At 60.9% G+C, this 20,656-nt stretch carries 19 protein-coding genes; 17 read left to right on the plus strand and 2 right to left on the minus strand.

Annotated features, from left to right (window positions below; all coding sequences use genetic code 11):
• Positions 1-28 precede the first annotated feature (28 nt).
• The 3 genes from IIY41_RS09210 to IIY41_RS09220 all read left to right on the plus strand — a co-directional run bounded on the left by IIY41_RS09210 (position 29) and on the right by IIY41_RS09220 (position 1,659).
• The gene (locus tag IIY41_RS09210; RefSeq protein ID WP_009323856.1) at positions 29-394 is read left to right on the plus strand and encodes a GIY-YIG nuclease family protein; all 366 of its coding nucleotides are present in this window, start codon (positions 29-31) and stop codon (positions 392-394) included.
• A complete protein-coding gene (locus tag IIY41_RS09215) occupies positions 391-873 on the plus strand; it encodes a DUF6530 family protein (RefSeq protein ID WP_009323857.1) in 483 nt (160 codons plus the stop codon). Before IIY41_RS09210 ends, IIY41_RS09215 begins: the two co-directional genes overlap by 4 nt.
• Before the next feature lie 252 nt (positions 874-1,125).
• Positions 1,126-1,659, plus strand: coding sequence for a DUF4352 domain-containing protein (locus IIY41_RS09220; protein ID WP_287400462.1), 534 nt, complete (start codon positions 1,126-1,128; stop codon positions 1,657-1,659).
• An 86-nt stretch (positions 1,660-1,745) separates the two neighbouring features.
• Here IIY41_RS09220 and IIY41_RS09225 read toward each other — a convergent pair whose 3' ends face one another.
• Both IIY41_RS09225 and IIY41_RS09230 read right to left on the minus strand, forming a co-directional pair.
• Positions 1,746-5,453, minus strand: a complete 3,708-nt coding sequence (locus IIY41_RS09225) for an FtsX-like permease family protein (protein ID WP_287400464.1) — start codon at positions 5,451-5,453, stop codon at positions 1,746-1,748.
• 7 nt (positions 5,454-5,460) lie between these two features.
• Positions 5,461-6,165 (minus strand): ABC transporter ATP-binding protein, encoded by a 705-nt coding sequence (locus IIY41_RS09230; RefSeq protein WP_009323860.1) that lies wholly within the window; start codon positions 6,163-6,165, stop codon positions 5,461-5,463.
• A 202-nt stretch (positions 6,166-6,367) separates the two neighbouring features.
• Here IIY41_RS09230 and IIY41_RS09235 point away from each other — a divergent pair, with 202 nt between their 5' ends.
• From IIY41_RS09235 to nusA, 14 genes are all read left to right on the plus strand, one after another.
• On the plus strand, positions 6,368-6,949 hold the full coding sequence (locus IIY41_RS09235) for a TetR/AcrR family transcriptional regulator (RefSeq protein ID WP_009323861.1): 582 nt from the start codon (positions 6,368-6,370) through the stop codon (positions 6,947-6,949).
• Between the two features lie 82 nt (positions 6,950-7,031).
• Entirely contained in the window at positions 7,032-7,826 is a 795-nt protein-coding gene (zupT, locus tag IIY41_RS09240; protein WP_205488486.1) for a zinc transporter ZupT, read from the plus strand.
• A 236-nt stretch (positions 7,827-8,062) separates the two neighbouring features.
• Positions 8,063-9,343, plus strand: coding sequence for a hypothetical protein (locus IIY41_RS09245; protein WP_287400468.1), 1,281 nt, complete (start codon positions 8,063-8,065; stop codon positions 9,341-9,343).
• Between the two features lie 34 nt (positions 9,344-9,377).
• Complete coding sequence (locus IIY41_RS09250) at positions 9,378-10,079, plus strand: response regulator transcription factor (RefSeq protein WP_009323864.1); 702 nt, start codon at positions 9,378-9,380, stop codon at positions 10,077-10,079.
• A gap of 40 nt (positions 10,080-10,119) precedes the next feature.
• Positions 10,120-11,562 carry a sensor histidine kinase gene (locus IIY41_RS09255; protein WP_009323865.1) on the plus strand — a complete coding sequence of 481 codons (1,443 nt, stop codon included), beginning with the start codon at positions 10,120-10,122 and terminating at the stop codon, positions 11,560-11,562.
• Positions 11,563-11,671: 109 nt separating this feature from the next.
• Positions 11,672-12,613: a DUF1385 domain-containing protein gene (locus IIY41_RS09260; RefSeq protein WP_050005505.1), complete on the plus strand. Its 942-nt coding sequence runs from the start codon at positions 11,672-11,674 to the stop codon at positions 12,611-12,613.
• On the plus strand, positions 12,607-13,449 hold the full coding sequence (gene prmC, locus IIY41_RS09265; protein ID WP_055080258.1) for a peptide chain release factor N(5)-glutamine methyltransferase: 843 nt from the start codon (positions 12,607-12,609) through the stop codon (positions 13,447-13,449). The genes IIY41_RS09260 and prmC overlap by 7 nt, the downstream gene beginning before the upstream one ends.
• 388 nt (positions 13,450-13,837) lie before the next feature.
• Positions 13,838-15,016, plus strand: coding sequence for a recombinase RecA (gene recA, locus IIY41_RS09270; protein ID WP_009323868.1), 1,179 nt, complete (start codon positions 13,838-13,840; stop codon positions 15,014-15,016).
• The gene (locus tag IIY41_RS09275) at positions 15,013-15,639 is read left to right on the plus strand and encodes a regulatory protein RecX (protein ID WP_009323869.1); all 627 of its coding nucleotides are present in this window, start codon (positions 15,013-15,015) and stop codon (positions 15,637-15,639) included. Before recA ends, IIY41_RS09275 begins: the two co-directional genes overlap by 4 nt.
• 76 nt (positions 15,640-15,715) lie before the next feature.
• On the plus strand, positions 15,716-17,035 hold the full coding sequence (gene rimO, locus IIY41_RS09280) for a 30S ribosomal protein S12 methylthiotransferase RimO (protein ID WP_009323870.1): 1,320 nt from the start codon (positions 15,716-15,718) through the stop codon (positions 17,033-17,035).
• A 66-nt stretch (positions 17,036-17,101) separates the two neighbouring features.
• On the plus strand, positions 17,102-17,671 hold the full coding sequence (pgsA, locus tag IIY41_RS09285; RefSeq protein ID WP_055080257.1) for a CDP-diacylglycerol--glycerol-3-phosphate 3-phosphatidyltransferase: 570 nt from the start codon (positions 17,102-17,104) through the stop codon (positions 17,669-17,671).
• Between the two features lie 103 nt (positions 17,672-17,774).
• Positions 17,775-18,830 (plus strand): DmpA family aminopeptidase, encoded by a 1,056-nt coding sequence (locus tag IIY41_RS09290; RefSeq protein ID WP_050005501.1) that lies wholly within the window; start codon positions 17,775-17,777, stop codon positions 18,828-18,830.
• A gap of 175 nt (positions 18,831-19,005) precedes the next feature.
• On the plus strand, positions 19,006-19,491 hold the full coding sequence (gene rimP, locus IIY41_RS09295) for a ribosome maturation factor RimP (protein WP_055080256.1): 486 nt from the start codon (positions 19,006-19,008) through the stop codon (positions 19,489-19,491).
• A 67-nt stretch (positions 19,492-19,558) separates the two neighbouring features.
• The gene (nusA, locus tag IIY41_RS09300; protein WP_009323874.1) at positions 19,559-20,656 is read left to right on the plus strand and encodes a transcription termination factor NusA; all 1,098 of its coding nucleotides are present in this window, start codon (positions 19,559-19,561) and stop codon (positions 20,654-20,656) included.

The raw sequence follows: 20,656 nt of genomic DNA on the forward strand, positions 1-20,656 counted from the left end.
AAATAAGTGGTTGAGAGAAGGAATAAAAATGCCGTCAGAAGCCCGCAAGCGGGAATTAAAAGAACAATATAAGGCCATGCGTCCCGAGATGGGCGTTTTCGTTTTCCGGTGCGTTCCCACGGGCAAAAATTATGTGGGCTGGACGCACGACCTGAAAGGCACGCTCAACAGCCTGCGATTCCAGTTGGAGCTGGGCAGCTGCCGGGAAAAGGCGCTGCAGGAGGCGTGGCGTGTTTATGGCGGAGCGGCGTTTTGTGTGGACGTGCTGGAAAAGCTGCCCTATGACAAAGACGATGAAACAAAGACCGATTATTCCGAGGAGCTTACCCTGCTGTGCCGGCTGTGGCAGGAGAAGCTGCCGGACCACGAGGAAGTTTGGAGGAACCGCACATGAAGATCCCCACCACATTAAAGCACAAGCCTGTCATTGTTGCGGAAAATTACGACAGTATCGACGGGCGCGGCGCATACCATTCCGATGCGAAGGGCCTTTCCCTGGGCCTGGCCCAATGGAACGACCGGGGCAAGGTGGATATCTCGGCCAAAGTCTGGCGGCATACCGGGGAGAAATGGTCGCGCCAGTCGGAGGAGCTGCCCATGCACCGCGTTCTGGACCTTGCCATCCTGCTGTGCCGCACCAACCTGTATTTTCGCGATGAAGCGTACCGCCATCCACGATATTATGACCCGGAGCATCCGCGGATCGACCGTGTGGGCCTGCAGGGCGACGCGATGGACATTGAAGTATGCACGGAAAATCCCATGCTGGAAGAAGATATCCGCCTGTTTTACAATGTGCTGGGCGAGGACGGCGAGCTGCTGGGCGAGCGATTTTCCGTTCTGGCCCGGCTGCTGCGGGAGATGGGATATTGATTCCTGAGCGAGGCCTTTTTTAAAAGTTGTAAAATTTGACGAGCCGTGTCGAATCGGCTTGAAAATCCCTGCAAAATAGTGTAATTTATTATTACTGCGCAAAAATCTGTTTGGGAGACCGCGGTTCGTCCCAGGACCGCAGGGCGAACAAACAGATTGAGCCGTTTTGGGATATCGATTGAAACGCCGGGAAACGGCGTGCCTGCGGGGAAAGCTCCGGAGGCAGAAACACGGAGGGATTTTCATGAAAAAATGACGAAACGCATCGCGCTGGCGCTTTCCATGGTACTGTTTGCACTGGCGTTCACAGCCTGCGGCCCGAACCTGCTTTCCGGCGGAGACGGCGGCTTGAAGGATACGGAGGGCGGCATCGGCGATACGCTGTCCAACATGTTCTTCGATTATACGGTGCTGGAGGCCACGAGCCCGGCGGAATATGACGGTTATACTGCCGCGGAGGGAAACCGTCTGATCGTTTGCAGCGTAAAGGTGAAGAACACCTTTGGCGAAACGATCCCCATGTATGATTCCGACTTTCAGCTGCAGTGGGGCGACATCGGCGGCGACGATGATGATTACACCTTCTCGCTGGATGCGTTCAACGACACGATGATGCCGCTGGAATATGAACTGGCCGACGGCGAAGAAGTGACCTATGACCTGGTGTTCGAGGCCCCCGCAGATGTGAAGGACTTCGGCCTGGTTTATCTGGAGGAATACTACACGGGCAGCGAATCCGAGTCCGGCACGGGTGATTTCTTCAGTGTGAACTTCACAGTGGAGTAAACGTACATCCCGCATGTGAACAGACGCAAACGCCCCGGGCGGCCGAAAGGCCGCCCGGGGCGTTCTATGTTTTGGTGCGTACAGCGTCATTCCGGCGCTTTCATGCTTTCCACCATGCTGATGTTCCGCAGCTTGCGCTTCATGCCAAGGTTCACCAGCAGGGAAAAGACAACGGTGAGCACGGCAGAGAGCACAAAGCTGAGGGGCTTGATGTCCCGCCCGAACATGACCATATCCACCTCCACCGTGCGCATGATAAACATGTGCAGGAAGATACCGCCCACAAGGCCCAGCAGCATGCCGATCACTGTGAGAACGTTGGATTCGCGGTAGACGTAGGCCTCCACCTCGCGCTCAAAGAAGCCCAGCACCTTGATGGTGGCGATTTCCTTTGTGCGCTCGGTGATATTGATGTTCATCAGGTTGTACAGTACCACAAAAGCCAGCATGCCGGCACACAGGATGATCACGTACACGACATAGTTGATGCTCGCGATGGTGTCGTCCAGACTCGAGCGCATGCTGCTCATCTGCGTGAGGCCCGCTACCCCGTCCACCTCCAGCAGGGATGTGGAGAAGGCTTCGTCCACATCCTGCGCATCGTCGGGCAGGATGCCCAGCACAGAGTTGTATTCCAGCGCGCTGCCGTAGGCGTCCTCATAAACGGAGGGCGTCATATACACATAATTTTCCACATAATTTTCCGCTACGCCCGTGACGGTGAATGTGCCCTCCCGGCCTTCGCCGTTTTCCAGCGTGAGCGTGTCCCCGGGCGAAAGGCCCGCTTCGTCGCTGAACTTTTCCGTGATGACCACGCCGTCGTCTGTCAGCGGTACGGCTGCGCCGCTTTTGCGTTCATGCAGGTCGATAAAATTGTCCAGCCGTGCTTCATCCTCGGGTACAAAGAGGTATACGTCATAGCTCTGGCCGTCCACATCCAGCGAAATGCGCTCCTGCTGTACGGGCAGGTAGCTCGTGACCTGTTCGGGAGCATCCATCAGCGCCTGGAATCCGGCATCCTTCAAGGCGCTCTCTTTGCTCAGTGTCACGAGGAAATCATAGGTGAACACCTTGCCGAACTGTTTGGATACGATGTCGCTGATGGAGTCCTTCAGGCCGAAGCCCGTCACCAGCAGCGCCGTACAGCCAGCCACGCCGATGACCGTCATGAAAAAGCGCTTTTTGTATCGGAACAGGTTGCGCGCCGTCACCTTGTGGGTGAACTTCATGCGCTTCCATACCGGTGTGATGCGCTCCAGGAAGATGCGCTTGCCTGCCTTGGGCGCTTTGGGCAAAAGGAGCTGTGCGGCCCACTCTTTCAGCGTCTGGCCGCAGGCGTTCAGTGTGGCGGCGCTGGTGCACAGGAGCGCCGCGCCCACGCCCAGCACGGCCAGCGAAGCGTGGAACAGACAGCGGAACCCGGGGATGGTATACATGGTGCCGTAGGCGTTCCAGATGACGATGGGAATGACCGTAAAGCCGAAGGCAAGGCCGGCGGCGCCGCCCACCAGTGTGGCCACCCAGGCATAGAACAGATATTTGAACATGATCTGTCCCCGCTTGTAGCCCAATGCCTTCAGTGTGCCGATCTGCAGGCGTTCTTCCTCCACCATGCGCGTCATGGTGGTAAGGGCCACCAGCGCGGCCACCAGGAAAAAGAAAATGGGGAACACCGTGGTGATGGCCTCCAGCTTATCCACATTGGAAAGGTAAGAGGACGCGCTCACGTGGGAGGTGCGGTCCAGAATCATCCATTCCGGAACTTCCAGCTCCGCCAGCTTCTGCTCCCCGTCCGCGATCTCAGCCTCGGCGTCGGCCAGCTGCTGCTCTACATCTTTTTTCTGTTTTTCGTATTCCGCCTCGCCGTCTTCCAGCTCGGCTTTGCCGTCCTCCAGCTGGGCCAGGCCGTCCTCATACTGCGCCTTGGCGGAATCCAGCTTTGACTGTGCCAGCTCCAGCTGGAGCTGGGCCAGGCCGGGGGCCAGGTTCAGTGCCGTTTCGCCGGAGGCAATCTGCTTTTCCGCCTCCAGGACCTGTTTTTTGGCGGCCGACAGCTGCTGCTGACCGTCGGCCAATTGCTTTTCTCCCTCTGCGATCTGCGGTTCTGCCTCGGTGATCTGTGCTTTTGCGGTGTCCAACTGCGTGCGCGCTGCGGCGAGCGCCGCGCTGGACGTGTCGTAGGCAGCCTGCGCCGACGCCAGCTGCGCGTTGGCGGCGTCCAGCGCCGCCTTCGCGGGGGCCACAGCAGTCTGTGCCGCCGAATATTCGGCCTGTGTCGCGTTCAGTGCCGTGTTTGCGGTATCCAGCTCCACCTGCGCCGCGTCCCGTGCATCAATGGCGGCCTTGGCGGCAACCGGCTCCGTGGCCAGCCACTCGTCCTCCGTGGCGCAGCCTGCGGCGCTCATGCCCGCGTCCACCTGTGCCTGCGCCGCGTCGCGTTCGGATTGGGCTGTGTTTGCCCGGGACTGCGCCGCCTCATAGGCGGCCTGCTTGCCGGAGAGGTCCGCCGCCGCCGCTGCGGCGTCATACGTTTCCTGGGCTGCGGCTGCGGCCTCCCGCAGTGCGGGCAGCGCGGCCGCCAGTTCCGGCAGGCGTGCTTCTCCCTCGGCAACAGTGGGCTCCAGTGTTTCCACAAGCTGTTTGGCCGCGGCAAGCTGGGCCTTCGCGTCGGCCAGCTCTTGCTTTTTGTCGTTCAGCAGGGCCTCGTTTTCCTCGATCTGCGCTTTGGCGTCGATCAGCGCGGCCTGGCCTGCCGCAAGCTCCTGCTGCTTCTGTGTCAGAGTGCCGGGCAGACTTTCCTTATTGGCCTGCAGCTCTTTTTCGCCGCTGGCGATCTGTTTTTTCGCGCTGTCCAGCTGCGCTTGGGCGTCCTCCAGCTCCGCGCGCCCTTCGTCCAGCTGCTCTTCTGCATCGCCCAGCTTTTCCGCAGCCTCTGCCTTGGCGTCTTCCAGCTCCTGCCGGGCGTCGGCCAGCTTTTGCTCGGTATCTGTTTTGACTTCGTTGTAACGGGCGGTGCAGCGCGCGCCGCTGACCGCCTCCACCCGGTCCGCCACGGCGTCCACAGCGGCCTGGTATTCGTCCGAGGCGCTGTCCAGCGCCTGCGCGCCGGCCACAGTGGCGAAGATCTCGCTGTAAGCCTCCTGGGAAAAGCTCTCTTCGCCCACGTATATTTTCAGGGCGACGGTGCCGTCGCCGATGGTGGCGCTTTCCCGATCCACCGAGAAATAATAGCTGGTGCGCACGATGCCCACGATCTTGAACTCGGTATCTGCCAGCGTGCCGCTCACGTCGCCGTTGGTGGCGGCGATGGTCAGCGTATTGCCCACGCTCAGCGGTCCGGTTCCGTCGATGACGTTTCCTTCCACCAGCACACATTCGTTGCGCTGAATGGGCAGGCGGCCCTCCACCACGTCCAGGCGGTTCAGATAATTTTCCGGCTCTTTTTCCTCGATTTGGCCCGTGGGCAGGCTGTGAATGCGTGTGACGATGTTCTTTTTTTCGCCTGCGTCCACGAACATGTCCGTCATATAGGCGGGCATCACCTCGTCTACGCCGTCCACGGCGGCGATGGCTGCCACGTCATCGTCCGTCAGGCCCAGCGGGCTGACGATGCGCAGGTCGTGCATGTTCTGCCGGTCAAAGTATTCGTCGATGGTGGTGCGCATATCGATGGGCATGGCCATCAGCCCCGACAGGAGCCCAACGCCCAGCGCCACGATGGCGGCGATGGCGATGAAGCGGCTGAAGGTGCCCTTCATGGTGCGCAGCACAACTTTCCGGTATGTTTTTTTCACAGCCGCGTCACCACTCGATCTCTTCCACCGGGGTGGGGTGTTCGTTCACCACATTGGAGATGGCCTGCCCGCTTTTGATGCGGATGACGCGGTCGGCCATGGCGGTGAGCGCGGAGTTGTGCGTGATGACGATGACGGTGCGCCCCGTGCTGCGGCAGGTGTCCTGCAGCAGGGCCAGCACCTGTTTGCCGGTTTTGTAGTCCAGCGCGCCCGTGGGTTCGTCACACAGAAGAATTTTTGGGTTTTTGGCCAGCGCGCGGGCAATGGAAACGCGCTGCTGCTCGCCGCCCGAAAGCTGCGCCGGGAAGTTGCCCATGCGGTGCTCCAGCCCCACCTGGCGCAGCGTTTCGGCCGCAGGCAGCGGCTCTTTGCAGATCTCGCTGGCGAGCTCCACGTTTTCCAGCGCCGTCAGGTTCTGCACCAGATTGTAGAACTGGAATACAAAGCCAACGTCGTACCGGCGGTATTCGGTGAGCTGCCGCTGATTGTAGGCGCTCACCTCCTTGCCGTCCAGCCAGATATGTCCTTCGTCGCAGGTGTCCATACCGCCCAGCATGTTCAGCACGGTGGTTTTTCCCGCGCCCGAAGGGCCGACGATAATGCAGAATTCGCCTTTTTCGATGTGGAAGGTGACATGGTCGGCTGCGGCGATGCGGTTTTCACCCATTTGGTAATATTTGCAGACATTGTCGAAGGTAACAAAATGCTCCAAAACGGATACGCTCCTTCAGCGCTTGTTAAGGGACAGGCTGTCCGTTAATAAACGCGGTGTTGATTATTTTCGATGATTTCATTATAATAAGAATCACAAAAAACCGCAATCATCATTGTGCAAATTTATGTGGAAAAATAGACACATTGCACAGCATCTGTCGATTTTTTTGTAAACTTTCTATGACACGGAGGGGAAGGCCATGGCAGAGAACACCACAGACCGCCGCGTGCGGAAAACGCGCGGGCAGCTGCGGCAGGGGCTGGTGCGTCTGATGCGGGAAAAAAGCATTCAGGATATCACGGTGAAGGAACTGTGCGAGGAATGCGATATCAACCGCGGTACGTTTTATCTGCATTATACAGACGTGTACCAGCTTCTGCACAGCATCGAGGACGAGCTGCTGGTGGAGTTCGAGCGCGTGCTGGACGGCCTGACGGCGCAGTCGGTGCTGGCAGCGGCCACGCCCAGCCCGGCCATGTGCAGCATGTTTGAGCTGCTGGCCGACAATGCGGACATGTGCCTGGTGCTGCTGTGCCACAACGGCGACATGGCCTTTCTGGAAAAGGTCAAGGATATTGTGCGCCTACGCGTGCTGGACGAATGGGGCGCGCAGTTCCGCAGCAACGGGCGGGACACCTATGATTATGTATATTCCTTCATCGTATCCGGCTGCATCGGCATGCTGCAGTGCTGGCTGGAGAAAGAGATGCCCATCTCCCCGCGGGAGATGGCAGCCATGGTGGAGGGCGTGCTGGTGAAGGGTGTCACGGCGCTGCTGTAACTGCCCCGCCATGCCGGAAAACCCCTCTCCCGCCGGGTGCTGAAACGGCACGGCTCCCGCATATAGATGGGGAAAGGGGCTGATGTTTATGCTGTTCGCGCTCACACTCACGACGCTTGCAGGCCTTTCCACGGGGCTGGGCGGGCTTGTGGTTCTGCTGTTCAAACGCCCGCGGGCGCGGATGATGGCGTTTTCCATGGGGTTTGCCGGGGGCGTGATGCTTACGGTGTCGCTCTCCGACATGCTGCCGCATACCGTCGAGGCCTATTCCGATACCATGGGCCGGTTCCCGGCGGCGCTGGCCTCTGCCAGCTTGTGCGTGATGGGAATGCTGATCGCTCTGCTGCTGGAGCGGTGCATCCCCGATGAAAAGGAGCTTGCGGCCCGCCCGGACGGGCATGCGGCGCGTGGGACGCCGGCCATCAATCCCGGCGCGCTGCGCAGCGCTATGGTGACAACGGCCGCCATCGTGCTGCACAATCTGCCCGAGGGCATCCTCACGCTGTTTACAAGCTACGCCAGCCCAACGCTGGGCGCAACGCTTACGCTGGCCATTGCACTGCACAATATTCCAGAGGGCATCGCTATCTCGGTGCCCGTATACTACGCCACAAACAGCCGGGTGCGCGGCGCGCTTTACGCTCTGCTGTCCGGCCTGGCCGAGCCCGCCGGTGCGCTGCTGGCGTTCTTTTTGCTGCGGAGCTTCATCTCGCCGCTGTTCCTCAACGGGCTTATCGCGACCATCGCGGGCATTATGATCTATGTATCCATCAGCGAGCTCATACCCGAGGGCTTTTCCTACGGCAGGCGCAGCTATACCGTGGGGGGACTGGTGGCGGGTATCCTGGCCATGAGCGTGGGCATTTACCTTGTTTAATCGCCCGCCGCGTGCTATACTGTTTGTAACCGTTTCTTCATATTTTTGTGATATAATAACCTTAAAGCCGCCGCTGCCGCGGCTGCGCGTGTGCGCTGCACACGCCCCTGTGCTGGCGCACAGGGTTTTGAGAACATTGAACCATGCAAAACCGCAGCAGGTGCGGTTTTGCTGAGGCCGCTGCGCGGCGTCATGCTGTACTGAAAAACGGAGATCTGCCGCGGAGGGAGGGTCTTGTGTTGCGAAACCAGATGCGCCTGTGTGCAGCGCTGTTGTGCTGTGTGCTGCTGTGCAGCTGCGACGGCATTGTCCTGGGCGGCAAAAATGTGGAAGAGCTTCTGCGCGCGCCGCGTCCGTCCGAACGGCAGAGCGCCGTGCAGACGGCTCTGAATGCCTATCTGGGCGAGACCCTTCAGCTGAAATATCCCCGGGGCGGCGCCGAGCCGGACCCGGTAATCTTTGCGGACCTGGACGGCGACGGCGCCGAGGAGGCCGCAGTGCTGTACACTGCCGAAAGCAAGGGCCAGAACGTGCATCTTTCGGTGCTGGAGCAGGACGGCAGCGGCGGCTGGAGCATCGCCTACGAGGTGATGGGCCTGTCTACCGAGGTGGCCGAGGTGGAGCTGGCCGAGGTGTTCGGCGGCTCCACGCAGCTGGTGGTGGGCTATGCAAACGCCAATTTGGTGGACAAGTATCTGGAGGTCTACGACTACCGGGACGTGACGATCTACTCCGCCTGCAAGCAGCCCTATGACGCCTACCTGCTGGGCGACCTGACGGGCAGCGGACGTACGGAGCTGGCGGTGGCCGCCGTCACATCGGAGCCGGGCGGGCTGTCCCTGCAGCTTTTTGTGCCGGACGGGCGTGCCATGACGGCGGCACAGGGCGTAGAGCTGGACGAGCGGCTGGAAAAATGCACCGCTCTTTACGCGACCCGCTGCGGCGCGGCCCGCGGCCTTATTGTGGACGGTTCAGTGTCCTCGGGGGCGGCCAGCCAGCTTCTGTGTTGGGAAGACGGCGTGCTGTTTCCCTATCCGGACAAAGAGGAAGGCGGCGACGTATTTGCCCGCAGCCAGCGCTCCCGCACCCTGTCCGCGTTGGGGGCCCAGGACCTTTCGGGCACGGGCGAGGTGCTGATCCCCGAGGTGGGCGCCAGCATCGCTACGCTGCAGTCGGCCCGGCGTTTTTATCCCGTGGAGTGGATGAACTACCTGTGCGAGCAGCCGCTGCAGCAGTTCGGCGTCTACGACGCGGATCACAACTATTTTGTGCGCCTGCCCACAGAATGGCAGGATAATATGACCGTATCCGCCCAGTCCGAGAGCGATTGGCAGATACGGTCCAAAGAGGACAACAGCCTGCTGTGCGCGGTGCGCGTGGCAGACCGCGCCGCTGCCAACGGCACCTATACACAGGCGGCGCAGCTGGCAGAGAAAAAAGTGCTCGTGTATTTCGGCGAAAGCTGCACTGCGGTACAGGCGAACCTGATCCGCCGCGGCGTGGCTGTGCTGGGATGACCGGGCTTCAAGACATCCTTCGGGAGGAATGTACATGAGAAAGATCCTGGTTGTGGAAGACGAAGACGCCATCCGCGAGGTGGTTGCGCTCAACCTGCGCCTCGCCGGCTACGAGGTGACGGAGGCTGCCAGCGCCGAGCAGGCTCTGGCGGTGTTCAGCCCGTCGGCGGGCTTCGACGTGGCCGTGCTGGACATCATGCTGCCCGGAATGAACGGTTTTTCCCTGTGTGAGACCATCCGGAGGGACAGCGCGTCCATCGGCATCATCATGCTCAGTGCAAAAACGCTGGAGACGGATAAGATCAAAGGCCTCTCCATCGGCGCGGACGATTATATGACAAAGCCTTTCAGTGTCAGCGAGCTGCTGGCGCGCGTGGAAGCGCTGGTGCGCCGCGTGGGGCGGCAGGGCGCCTCCTCGGCCGCGCCGGAGCCGGATGGCCGCATGGTGTCCGGCGTATTCGTGCTGGACCAGAAAAGCCGCGTGCTGTACAAGAACGGCACGCCCATCGACCTTACGCAGGTGGAGTTCCAGATCATGGAGCTGTTTTTTGCCAACCCGGGCGTGGCGCTGGTGCGCGAGAAGATTCTGGAGGGCGTCTGGGGCGAAAACTATTTCGGCGACGTGAAGATCGTGGACGTGAACATTCGGCGTCTGCGCATGAAGATCGAGGACGAGCCCAGCGCGCCCAAGCATATCCTGACGGTGTGGGGCTACGGCTACCGCTGGAACGCATAGCACTGGTTTTGTATTTTCTTTGGGCAGAGGGGGCGGCCGTGTGAACAGCATCACCAAGCGCTGGGTGCGCGGCAGCCTGCTTGTCACCATTCTGATGTGCCTCGTGGCGGAGGCTGTGTTCCTGTATTATTCCATCACCAATTACTACGACGGCGCGCGGCGGGCTATGACGACGCGCACCAGCACCATCATCACCCAGCTCAACGCAAGCGCGGCCCAGACGGGCGAGAGCCAGGGCGTGCTTTTGCGCCGTATGGTGGAGCAATTTACGGAGAAGGACAAGTTCGAGCTGATGCTTGTGAACGCTGCTGGAAAGCCTCTGGTGACAAGCACAGGATTTGCGCCGGACGACAGCGTGGCCGGAGAGGATTATCTGGAGGCGCTGGCCAGCGAAAAGGGCGAGGGCCACGCGGTGTACCGCACGGCCATGGGCGAAAAGGTGATGGCCGTCACCACACTGCTGCCCCGGGCCGCGGGAGAGATCGTGGCCGTGCGCTTTGTCACCAGCCTCACGCTGGTGGACCAGAGCATCGCGGCGCTGGTGGCTTTCAGCCTGGCGCTGGTCACGGCAGTGGTGCTGTTCAGCGTGTGGACGGGCATGTTCTTCATCCGCAGTATCGTGCGCCCCATCGGAGAGATCGAGGCTACCGCCGCGAAGATCGCCGAGGGAAATCTGGACACGCGTATCGAAAACAAATATAATGATGAGATCGGCAAGCTGTCCGACACCATCAACCATATGGCGGGCGAGCTGGACAAGACCGAGCGCATGAAAAACGAGTTCATCTCCTCGGTCTCCCACGAGCTGCGCACTCCGCTCACTTCCATCAAGGGCTGGGTGGAGACCATCGCCGCCATCCGTGACCCGGCCGACCCAAATTTCCGCCGGGGCGTGCAGGTCATTTCCAGCGAGGCGGACCGTCTGTACAGCATGGTGGAGGAGCTGCTGGATTTTTCCCGTATGCAGAACGGCCTGAAGCTGGACCTGCAGCTTTTGGACCTGGTGGCCGAGGTGAGCGACGCGGCCATCATGGTGGAGCGCCGCGTGGAGCTGGAGGGCCTGCATCTTGCGTATGACGAACCCGAAGAGCCGATGCCGGTGATGGCGGACCCCGCCCGGCTGCGCCAGGTGTTCATCAACGTTCTGGACAACGCCGTCAAATATTCTCCGCCCCACGGCACTGTACGTATGGACGTGCTGTCCGACGGCAACAGCGCTTTCGTCAATATCTCGGATGAAGGGCGGGGCATTGCGCCGGACGATCTGGAAAACGTCAAGGTGAAGTTTTTTAAGGGAAAAGGCGCGGTGCGCGGAAGCGGTATCGGGCTGGCTGTGGTGGATGAGATCGTCACCGCACTGGACGGCAGCGTGGACATCCAAAGCGAGGTGGGACGCGGCACGACGGTGACCGTGCGCCTGCCTCTGTACAAGCGGCCGGCTCCGTCCGGCGCGCCGCCCCGCGGCGGCACGGCGGGGGTTTGAAACGCTTTCCCGGCGTCGCGGGCCTGCCCGCGCGCCGTGAAACGCTGTCCGGCCTTTGGGCCGGGAGCGGATAATTTATTGATGCATCGTCCGCAGAAAGGAAATCCGATTGAACAACAAAAATGAAAAAGCCTGCTGCTTTAAAACGAGCGTGGGCGGACAGGCCCTTATGGAGGGCGTGATGATGCGCGGCCCGCAGAAAATGTGCGTGGCTGTGCGCCAGCCGGACGGAGAGATTTTTACCGAGGTGTCGCCCATCCGGACGCATCCCTGGCAGAAATGGCCCTTCGTGCGGGGAATATTCAACTTTATCGACAGCCTGGTCTCGGGCTACAAGTGCCTTATGAAGAGCGCCGAAGTCTCCATGGGAGAGGACGCGGACCTGGAGGAAACAAAGTTCGACAAATGGGTGGCCGAAAAATTCGGCGACAAAGGAACCAATTTCATCATGGCCGTGGCGGCCGTGCTGGGCGGCGTTCTGGCGCTTGTTCTGTTTATGGTGGTGCCCACTGCGCTGGCCGGGCTGCTGGCGCGGTTCGTGCCGCTGGGGGGCTGGCGCGCGTTGATTGAGGGCGTGTTCAAGCTCGTCATGCTGGTGGGCTACATGGCTCTGGTCAGCCGCATGAAGGAGATTGCCCGCATGTTCCGCTACCATGGCGCGGAGCATAAGACCATTGCCTGTTATGAGTCAGGCCGGGAGTTGACCGTCGAAAACGTGCGCCCCTGTACCCGTTTCCATCCGCGCTGCGGCACCAGCTTTCTGCTGATCGTCATTCTCATCAGCATTTTGGCCGGCGCGCTGATCACCACCGAAAACACACTGCTGCGCATTGCGCTTAAGCTGCTGCTTCTGCCTGTCGTGATGAGCGTCAGCTATGAGATCATCAAGCTCTGCGGCCGGTACGACAACCCGCTCACCCGCGCGGTGTCCGCACCGGGGCTCTGGCTGCAGCGCATCACGACCAGCGAGCCGGACGACGGCATGATCGAATGCGCCATCGCCGCGGTGCTTCCGGTCCTGCCGGAAAATCCCGAAGACGGAAAATGGTAACGCCCCTGGCGGCAGTGCGGGACAGGCTGGAGGCCGCAGGCATCCCGGACGCGGCGTTCGAGGCCGCGCAGCTTTACATGCTTGCCACCGGGCGGGACGCACGGCTGTCCGGCGGCGCGCCGCTGACGGCTTTTGAACAGAAGAAGCTGGACGCACTGTGTGAAAAACGGTGTGCGCGGTTCCCGCTGCAATATCTGTGCGGCGAATGGGACTTTCTGGACCTGACGCTGAAGGTGGGGCCGGGCGTGCTGATCCCCCGGGCCGACACCGAGACCGTGGCAGAGGCGGCCATTGAAGCGGCGCGTGAAGCTGGGCCGGGCGCTGCTGTGGCGGACCTGTGCAGCGGCACCGGAGCCATTGCGCTGGGGGTGGCAACGCATGTGCCGGGTGCGCGCGTCACGGCCGTGGAGCTCTCACCGGACGCACTGGCCTATCTGCGCGCCAACAATGCGGCCTGCGGCTGTCCGCTGTGTGTGGTGCAGGCGGATGTTCTGCGCTGGCAGGAGGAATGCGCGCCGGGCAGCTTTGATGTCATCGTGTCCAACCCGCCGTATATCGCGCCGGAGGAGATGGCCGGGCTGCAACCGGAGCTTTTCCATGAGCCGCGCATGGCGCTGGAGGCCCCGGACGGGGGCTTGGCCTTCTACAAGCATATCGCGCCTGCTTATTTCGGCGCGCTCAAACCGGGCGGCCGTCTCATTCTGGAGATCGGCTGGCGTCAGGCGGACGCTGTGTGTGCTCTGTGCCTTTCTGCGGGATATGAGGATGTGTCTGTCCGCAGTGATTTGAGCGGCAACCCACGCTGTGTGCTGGCCCGCCGTCCGATTGCATTTTAGCGGCTTTTGGGGTATAATAACCCCAACCCCGCCGCTGCCGCGGCCACGCGCATTGCATGCGCTGATGCGCTGGCGCGCATGGGCCCGGGAACATTGAACCGTGCAAAACCGCAGCGAGTGCGGTTTTGCTGAGGCCGCTGCGCGGCGTCGCGGTATCCTATGACTGTTTAACAAATGCGGGCCGCAGGTGAGCGTGCGTTTAGCGGCATAGATACTGTGGATTTTGGTGAATATGGGCGAACGGCGAAATATGAGCTTAGAAACATGGTATACTATTTCCACATATTATGAAGAAGCAATGCGCGAAATGTCCCCTTTATAGGACGGTTTGCGCGTTATACTTGAAAAGCGGGGCAGGCTGGGCCGCCCCGCAGGATGGAGGGACGTTATGGCGGAGAAAAAACAGTCTGCGGCGGACAAAAAGGCTGCGGGTGATAAAAAAAGCGCGCTGGAAACGGCGCTGGCACAAATTGAAAAACAGTTCGGGAAAGGCGCCGTGATGAAGCTGGGGCAGAACGTCACCATGCAGGTGGACGCCATTTCCACGGGCAGCATCTCGCTGGACATGGCGCTGGGCATCGGCGGCCTGCCCCGCGGGCGTATCGTCGAAATCTACGGACCGGAAGCGTCGGGCAAAACGACGCTGGCGCTGCACTGCATCGCCGAGGCCCAGAAGGGTGGCGGCGAGGTTGCGTTCATCGACGTGGAACACGCGCTGGACCCTGTATACGCTAAGGCGCTGGGTGTTGATATCGACAGCCTTCTCGTCAGCCAGCCGGACACGGGCGAGCAGGCGCTGGAAATCTGCGAGGCGCTGGTGCGCTCGGGCGCCATCGACTGTGTGGTCGTGGACTCCGTGGCGGCCATGGTGCCCCGTGCCGAGATCGAGGGCGAAATGGGCGACGCCCATGTGGGCCTGCAGGCCCGCCTGATGAGCCAGGCCATGCGCAAGCTGACGGGCATCATCGGCAAGACGGGCACCGTCGTCATCTTCATCAACCAGCTGCGTTTGAAGGTGGGCATCGTGTACGGCAATCCAGAGGTGACTGCCGGCGGCAACGCGCTGAAATATTATTCCTCTGTGCGTATCGACGTGCGCCGTACCGAGCAGCTTAAGGATTCCTCCGGTGCTGTGATCGGCAGCCGCACGCGGGCGAAGGTGGTTAAAAACAAGGTGGCTCCGCCTTTCCGCGAGGCGTATTTCGATATCATGTTCGGCGAGGGCATCTCCAAATCGGGCGAATTGCTGGATCTGGCCGTGCAGCTGGGCATTGTCCAGAAGAGCGGCGCGTGGTTCGGCTATGGCGAAACGCGCCTGGGCCAGGGCCGCGACAACACCAAAATTTATTTGGAGGAACACCCCGAGCTGTTCGCGGAGATTGAAAAGCAGGTGCGCGAAAACGCGGATAAATTGAACGCGGGAAAAAAGGGCGCCGCCGCGAAAAAAAAGGCGTCCATTGACGACGCGCCCGATGTGGCGAAGCCCGCCGCCAAGGCGGAGGCGCCCGCTCCGGCTGCGCCCGCCAAGCGCGCCAGCATCGATATTATGGTGGAAGACGACGAGTGACGATCAGCCGCATTGCAAAAACAAAACAGGGGCGCTTTTCATTGTTCGATGAAAACGGGGATTTCCTGTTTTCCATCGACGGAGAAACCATGGTGAAAAACCATGTGAGGGAAGGCGCGGCGCTGGATGCCGCGTCCTTGGAGGCCCTGAAAGAGCAGAGCGATACCCGCAAGGCCAAGGACAAGGCCCTCGGGTATCTTTCTTTGCGCGACCATGCATCGGGCGAGCTGTATGACAAGCTGTGCCGAAAATTCGACGCCCGCTCGGCGGCTGCGGCCGTGGCTGAAATGCAGCGGCTGGGTTTGATAAACGATGAAAATTTTGCCCGGCACAGGGCAAAATATCTGGCGGACCAGAACCGCTCTCCACGGGAGATCCGGCGCAGGCTGGCGGAGAAGGGCATTGACCGGGATGCCGTTGACACGGCGCTGGCCGAGCTTGCCCCCGACGAGACGCAGGCCTGCCGCGCGCTCATTGAGAAAAACTATGGGCGCAGGCTGCGCGAGGGCGGACGTGATAAGGTCATTGCCGCGCTGGCGCGCAGGGGGTTCAGCTACGGCGCCATCCGGGCGGCGCTGGAGCAGTGCGGTGAAACGGCGGACGAGGACGGAAGCTGGGAATGACCCGCCGCGCCCCGGCGGAAACGCCCGCGCACTTTTGTCCGCTGTACACTTTTGATTTTTAACACGGGAGACGATTATGGTAATTGCACTGATTTCCCTCGGCTGTCCCAAAAACCAGGTGGATGCCGACGTGATGTGTCACGCTCTGCTGGAGCGCGGCCATACCACCACCGCCGACCTCTCCGAGGCCGACGCCATCATCGTGAACACCTGCGGCTTCATCGAAAGCGCCAAGCAGGAGGCCATCGACAGCATTCTGGAGGCCTGTTCCTATAAGGAACAGAAGCCGGAGCTGAAGGTGGTCGTAACAGGTTGTCTGGCGCAGCGTTACCAGCATGAGATCGTCAAAGAGATCCCGGAGGTGGACGCCGTTGTGGGCCTTGGCTCCAACGCGGCCATCTGCTCCATTCTGGAGCGGCTGACAGGCACGCAGCCTGTGGAGAGCTACGGTGCAAAAGAGAGCCTTCCGCTGGGCGGCAAGCGCGTCATCAGCACGCCGCGCCATTACGCTTACTTAAAAATCGCCGAGGGCTGCAACAACCGCTGCCATTACTGCGCCATCCCGCTCATCCGCGGCCCGCTGCGCAGCCGTACCATCCCGGATATTGTGGCCGAAGCGCGCTTTCTGGCGGGTGAAGGCGTAAAAGAGCTCATCGTTGTGGCGCAGGACATCACGGCCTTCGGCGCGGACCGCGGCCGGGTGGAGATCGCGGAGCTTCTGGATGCGCTGAACGCCGTGGAGGGCATCGAGTGGATCCGCCTGCTGTACGCTTATCCTGAGCGCATCACCGACGCGTTTATCGCGGCCATGACGCGCAACGAAAAGGTGCTGCATTATCTGGACGTGCCCATCCAGCACATCAATTCCGAGATGCTGCGCGCCATGAACCGCCGGGGCGACCGGGAGACGGTGCTGGACGCGCTGACGCGTCTGCGCGCTGCCATGCCGGACATCACGCTGCGTACCACGCTCATCACGGGATATCCGGGCGAGACGCAGGCCCAGTTCGAAGAATTGTGCGAATTTGTCAAGGATTATGCGTTCGACCGCTTGGGCTGTTTTGCGTACAGCGAGGAAGAGGGCACGGTGGCGGCCGGGCTGCCTCAGCTGCCGCAGGAGCTGCGCGAGCAGCGCGCCGAGGCCGTCATGAACATCCAGGCGAACGTGATGGCGCGCAGGCAGGAGGAAAAGGTGGGCCGCACCGTGCAGGTCATCTGCGACGGCTACGACGACGAAAACGACCTGTATATCTGCCGCACCCGCGCAGATGCCCCCGATATTGACGCGGAATGCTGTGTGCGCAGCGAAACACCGCTGGAACCCGGCGCGTTTTACCGGGTGACCATTGAGGAGAGCGACGTGTACGACCTGTACGGGGCTTTGGCCGAAAGCTGACGCCGCCGCGGGGACACCCATTGTCCGCGCGTCGTTCTCCGGCGCGCCGAAAAGGAGTTTTGAACGATGAACCTGCCCAATAAACTGACGATGCTGCGCGTGCTGCTGATTCCCGTGTTTATGGTGTGCGCGGCCAACCGCTGGATGTTGGCGGCCGGCATTATTTTCGCCGCTGCGAGCCTTACCGATTACTTTGACGGCCACCTGGCGCGCAAAAACAATTTGGTGACGGATTTCGGCAAATTTGCCGACCCGTTGGCCGATAAGCTGCTGACGACGACGGCATTCCTGTACATGCTGGTGGACGGTGTGTGCGACCCCGTGGTGCTGGCGATCATTCTGGCCCGGGAATTCGCGGTCTCCGGCCTGCGGATGGTTGCAGCGGGCGCGCCGGGCGGCAAGGTCATCGCGGCCAATATGTGGGGCAAGGTGAAAACCGCGCTGCAAATGCTCACCATTTGTTTTTATTACTTTGGTTATGCGGCGGAGGCCGCGTTTTCCGCGCACCCGGAGCGCAGCGTGTTTGCCACGCAGGTCATCAGCTATGTGCTGTGCTGGGTGGTGGCGGCTGTCACGCTCATTTCCGGGGTAAAATATCTTTGGGACAACCGGCATTTCATCAATACGGCAAAATAATAATGCGCGGCGGGATGCCGTCCGTGCCGAACAGGAACGGTAAAAGCGGCCGCGCGGGAGGGTTCCCGTGCGGCCGCTTTTGAGCGGAAAGGGAGCGGATACCATGGCGACACAGGCAAAGCTTTCAGATTACGGCATTTCAGTGGGGACCCTGCCCAGCGGGCCGCTGGGAAAGATTTCCGATGTACCGGGTGTGACGGTGGGTCACTGCACCGTCGATACACAGACGCAAAAAACGGGTGTGACGGTGGTGATGCCCTGTGCGGACGACATGTTTGCCCAAAAGCTGCCCGCCGCGGCCTGTGTGCTCAACGGCTTCGGCAAAACCGCGGGACTGGTGCAGATCGGCGAGCTGGGCACGCTGGAAACACCCATCGCACTGACGAACACACTGAATGTCGGTCTGGTGTACGACGCAATGGTGGAATATATGGTGGGGCGCTGTGCCCAAAGTGGCACGGCGCTGCGCAGTGTGAACCCTGTGGTGGCAGAGTGCAACGACGGTGGGCTGAACGACATTGCCCGCCGCGCGGTGCGGCAGGAACATGTGTTTGCGGCCATTGAAAACGCGCGGGCCGATTTTGAGGAAGGCGATGTGGGCGCGGGCAAAGGCATGGTGTGCCACGGCCTGAAAGGCGGCATCGGCAGCGCCAGCCGCATTGTGGAGCTGGACGGCGCGCGTTATACCCTGGGCGTGCTGGCGCTTGCAAACCACGGCAGGCTGGAGGATCTGTGCATCGGCGGGAAAAGCGTCGGCGCCAAAATCGCGGCGCATTTGGAAAGCGCGCCGGAACAGCAGCAGGACAAGGGCAGCTGTATTGTTGTGATGGCGACAGACCTGCCTCTCTGCGCCCGGCAGCTGGAGCGCGTGGTAAAACGGGCGTCCGTGGGGCTGGCGCGGCTGGGCAGCTACATCGGCCACGGCAGCGGCGAGGTGTTTTTAGGCTTTTCCACAACGAACCGCGTGCCTCATGAAAGCGCCCGCGCGGTGCTGCCCTGCACGGTGCTGCACGAGGGCCGGATAGACGCGGTGTTTCGGGCCATGGGAGAGGCCACGGAAGAAGCCGTGCTGCGCGCCATGCTGTGTGCGGATACGGTGACCGGCTTTGATGGCAGCACAAAATATACGATTCGTAATTTTATTAGTCAAATATACTAATTGGCGCAAACTGTTTCGCAAAAGAGAATTGGCCGGCGGTCAAAATCGGTTACAGCTTGATAACAGGTCTTGCATAATCCGGTTTTCTATGGTAATATAACTAATGTACGATAGTAAACTTATGAAAGAGTGGGCCGCAGAGGTCCGCTCTTTCCTGTTTGTTTGGAGGTTTTTGATGGCAAAAGGCAAAGGCGGCGGCACCGTCGGGACAGTGGAGGCGCTGGTCACGCCGGTGCTCGAGCAGCTCGGCATGCGCCTGTGGGATGTGCGCTTTGAAAAGGAAGGGCCGGACTGGTTCCTGCGGATCTATATCGACAGAGATGAGCCGCTGGACCTCAACGCCTGTGAGGAAGCCACGCGCGCCATCAACCCCGTCATCGACGCGGCGGACCCCATCGACCAAAGCTATTTTATGGAGGTGGGCAGCCCGGGCCTGGGCCGCAAACTCACCAGGGACGTCCACTTTGAGGCAATGCGGGGCCGCAGGGTGGCCGCGCATCTCATCCGCGCAACGGCCGCGGGGGAAAAGGACGTGGCGGGCAGCCTGCAGGGCAAGGACGGCGCGCGCGTCACGCTGCTGCTGGACGACGGCTCCGAGACGGTTATCGAGGAAAAAGAAGCGAGCTACTTCAAATTGTGCGACGATGAAGACCTGTTTTGACGCGTTTTGACGCATTTTGACGCATAGGATGAATGTAAATATTATATAGAATGGATGATTGGAAAAAATGAACGCAGAATTTTTTGAAGCATTGGCCATGCTGGAAAAGGAACGCGGCCTGCCCGCCGATTACCTGCTGGAAAAAATCAAAAACGCCATCGTGATCGCCGTGAAGAAGGACTACGAGGTCGAGGATGAAAACGTGTCCGTCGTCATCGAGCCGGACCAGGGCAAATTCAGCGTTTCGCTGCTTAAGACCGTCGTCGAGGAAGTGGAGGACCCCGCTACCGAGATCTCTCTGGAGGAGGCCCAGCAGAAAAAGAAAAGCTGCAAGGCGGGCGATGAATACGCCATCCCTCTCAAGACAAAGGACTTCGGGCGCATCGCCGCGCAGACGGCTAAGCACGTCATCCGCCAAGGCCTCAAGGAGGCCGAGCGCAGCCAGATGTACGCCGAGATGCAGAGCAAGGCCCATGAGATCATCTCCGCCGTCGTCACCAACATCGAACCGGTCAAGGGCATTGTGACGCTGGAGCTGGGCAAGGGCGGCGTGGCCACGCTGCCCCGCAACGAGCAGGTCGCCGGTGAGGAGCTGCGCGAGGGCCAGCATGTCAAGGTATATGTTGTGGATGTTATGGAGACCGAGCGCGGCCCGCGCATGATGATCAGCCGCACGCATCCCGGCCTTGTCAAGCGCATGTTCGAGATGGAGGTGCCTGAGATCTTCGACGGCACCGTCGAGATCAAGGCCATCAGCCGCGAGGCCGGCGCCCGCACGAAAATGGCCGTCTGGAGCAAGGATGAAAACGTGGACCCCGTGGGCGCGTGCATCGGCCCCCGCGGCCAGCGCGTGGCCAACATCGTCGAGGAGCTGGGCGGTGAAAAGATCGACATCGTCCGCTGGAGCGAGGACCCTGCCCAGTTCATCAGCGCGGCGCTCAGCCCCGCCACCGTCGTGGGCGTGGAGCTGCTGGAGGGCGATACCAAATCCTGCCGCGTCACCGTGCCGGATCACCAGCTTTCGCTGGCCATCGGCAACAAGGGCCAGAACGCGCGCCTGTGCGCGCGCCTGACGGGCTATAACATCGACATCCGCCCCGAGAGCGGTTATTATGGCGAGGAGCCGCCCATGAAGAAAACGCCGGAGCCCGCCGCCGAGGAATAA

This window comes from Ruthenibacterium sp. (genome assembly GCF_017421385.1).
Lineage (GTDB): Bacteria > Bacillota > Clostridia > Oscillospirales > Ruminococcaceae > Ruthenibacterium > Ruthenibacterium lactatiformans.